The organism is Natrinema soli (genome assembly GCF_028618695.1).
Window position 1 is genome coordinate 1 of record NZ_JAQIVI010000524.1, and the last position, 2,727, is coordinate 2,727.

At 64.0% G+C, this 2,727-nt stretch carries 4 protein-coding genes; 3 read left to right on the forward strand and 1 reads right to left on the reverse strand.

The features are described 5' to 3' along the window. From PGX04_RS25745 to PGX04_RS25755, 3 genes are all read left to right on the forward strand, one after another. The coding region (locus PGX04_RS25745; RefSeq protein WP_273741102.1) for a molybdopterin synthase at positions 1 to 355 on the forward strand (355 nt) is incomplete at its 5' end. Positions 356 to 611: 256 nt separating this feature from the next. Next, entirely contained in the window at positions 612 to 851 is a 240-nt protein-coding gene (locus PGX04_RS25750) for a DUF7123 family protein (protein WP_273741103.1), read from the forward strand. A gap of 276 nt (positions 852 to 1,127) precedes the next feature. Continuing rightward, positions 1,128 to 2,285: a site-2 protease family protein gene (locus tag PGX04_RS25755; RefSeq protein WP_273741104.1), complete on the forward strand. Its 1,158-nt coding sequence runs from the start codon at positions 1,128 to 1,130 to the stop codon at positions 2,283 to 2,285. A 42-nt stretch (positions 2,286 to 2,327) separates the two neighbouring features. Here PGX04_RS25755 and PGX04_RS25760 read toward each other — a convergent pair. Then, a partial coding sequence (locus tag PGX04_RS25760; RefSeq protein ID WP_273741105.1) for a thiamine-phosphate kinase occupies positions 2,328 to 2,727 on the reverse strand: 400 nt, incomplete at its 5' end.

Here is a 2,727-nt window from a genome sequence, read left to right on the forward strand (position 1 = left end):
CAGGGCGGGTGCGATCGCGACCTTCACCGGCCGCGTCCGCGCGAAAGACGGCGCGGACGACGCGCGCACCCAGCACCTCGAGTTCGAGAAGTACGAGGGCGTCGCCGACGAGCGGATGGCAGCCCTCGAGGCGGATCTCGAGGCTCGAGACGGCGTCTTCGACGTCGAACTCTATCACCGGACGGGTGTCGTCGAGGACGGCGAGGACATCGTCTTCGTCGTCGTCCTCGCCGGCCACCGCGAGGAGGCGTTTCGGACCGTCGAAGACGGTATCAACCGCCTGAAAGACGAGGTACCGCTGTTCAAGAAGGAAGTCACGGTCGAGGACGAGTTCTGGGTCCACGATCGGCCCTGATCGTTCTATTCGTTCGTCGTTTGGAGTGAATCTGTGAAACGGTCGGAAAAGACGAGGTTGCATTGATCGGAACGGTGTGACCGGAAATAATACGTTACGCGCGGTTTTAAAACATCTCGTCGGTCATCCTCGCCCGATTAACTGTCTTGTAAACGAGAATAAAATGAGTATTACCCCCCAGATCGCTGAACACAATCAAAACACCGCTAACCATCCTTCCTTTATAACAGATAGCCCCCACAAGGAGTGACTGTCGATGAGCACGACAGCCCAACCCTCCACGGAAAGCAAAGAACACCGCCTGAAACACTACCTGCGCGAACGCGCCGAAGACGGCGAACTGTACTTCAAAGGCAAGTTCATCGCGGACGATGTCGGGATGTCCCCCAAGGAAATCGGCGCGCTGATGGTCAAGCTCTCCGATTCCGTCTCCGACCTCGAGATCGAGAAGTGGTCGTACACGAGCGCGACGACGTGGCGTGTCGCACCCGCGTAACGGCCGTTTCGATCGCCCCGGCTGAACCGCCCGGACGACAGTCCCCGCCCCCTCGCTCCGCGCTGGCGCGTCACCGACGCGATCCGGCGCAATCATCCTGACTTCCGCCCCGCCGACGCTTCGATTTTCGCCGTCTCACTCACCTGTTCTCCGTGCGACCAAGACGGTTCCTCGCGTTCGCAGGCCATCGAATCGTCGGCCGAGCCGGTACCCGGAAAAACGGACGGCCCTGCCGACGGCAGTCGATTTATACCCGGCGCTACTGAATCACACGTGATGGACGACGTCGACCGGTCCGGATTCGGCGCGGCGAACCGGGGCGACCGCTCGCTCGAGGACGGGCCGCCGATCGATCGGATCGAGACGGTGTTCGCGGTTCACGAAGCGCGTCGGGAAGACGGGCAGATCGTCTACTACGGGGATCCGTTGACACACCCCGAGCGGGTGGTTCGGGAACTCTGGCCGGTTTTCCGCGAACGCGGGTACGACGCCGATCTCGAGCGACGCCGCGGCGAGTACGCGATCGTGGCCGAGCCGACGACCGTGGGGATCGACGGGATCCCGTGGACGAACATCGTGCTGTTCCTGTTGACGGTCGGTTCGACGCTGTTCGCGGGCTCGTTCTGGTACCAGCTCGATCCGTTCGCCGATCCGGCCGTAATCTGGCAGGCCTGGCCGTTCACGGTGGCCATTTTGGGGGTTCTTAGCGTCCACGAGATGGGTCACTACGTCATGAGCCGGTACCATCAGGTCGACGCCTCGTTACCCTACTTCATACCAGTGCCGACGCTCATCGGGACGATGGGGGCGGTCATCACCCTGAAAGGTCGGATGCCGGATCGAAAGGCGCTGTTCGATATCGGCGCTGCCGGCCCGCTGGCCGGGCTGGTCGCGACGGTCGTCGCGACCGTGATCGGACTTCACCTGCCGCCGGTTTCGGTCGACCCCGCGTTACTCCAGAACCCCGACGCGGTTCGGATCGAACTGGGCTATCCGCCGCTGCTCGAGTTGCTCGCGGCCGGCTTCGACCAGCCGCTGTACCGGAACGATCCGGCGAACGGGGTGAACCCGGTCGTCATCGGCGCGTGGGTCGGGATGCTCGTCACCTTCCTCAACCTGATTCCGGTCGGTCAGCTCGACGGGGGCCACATCCTCCGGGCGATGGCCGGCGAGTTGCAGGAGACGATCGCGGCGCTGGTTCCGGGCGCGCTGTTCGCGCTCGCCGCGTACCTTTACTACGTCGACGGCTACAGCGTGAACACGGTCCTGATCTGGATCATCTGGGGATTCTTGACCGCGCTGCTCGCCTCGAAGGGGCCCGCCACCCCGGTACGGGACGAGCCGCTCGGCCGCGGTCGGTTCCTCCTCGGGACCGTGACGTTCGGCCTCGGACTGCTCTGTTTCATGCCAATTCCGGTCGTGATCGTGGGGTGATTCGCCTCAGGTTTCCGTCCCTCTGATCGACGTTACCCATCCTCAGCCGTGCGTATAGCCGCGATCCGCGAGCGGCTCGCCGTCCATCGTGAGTCCGTCCTCGGCCTCGCATACGACACCGACCACCGACAGCGAGACGTCGGCTCTCTCTCGTACAGCCGCCAGTGCGTCCTCGGGGAGCGTCGCGACGAGTTCGAAGTCCTCGCCGAAGGTGGTCGCGAGCTCGAGCGCTTCGTCGTCGCCATCAGTGACCGCGCGGACGACGTCGTCGATCGGAATCGAGTCGGACTCGATCGTGAACCCGCAGTCGCTGGCCTCGGCGAGCTGGTGGAGCGATCGGGCGAGCCCGTCGCTCGAGTCCATCATCGCGGTCGCGTGGGGAGCAAGCGCCCGGCCGGTCGCGATTCGGGGCTCGAACCGAAAGAGGTCGTTCGCCCGCTCG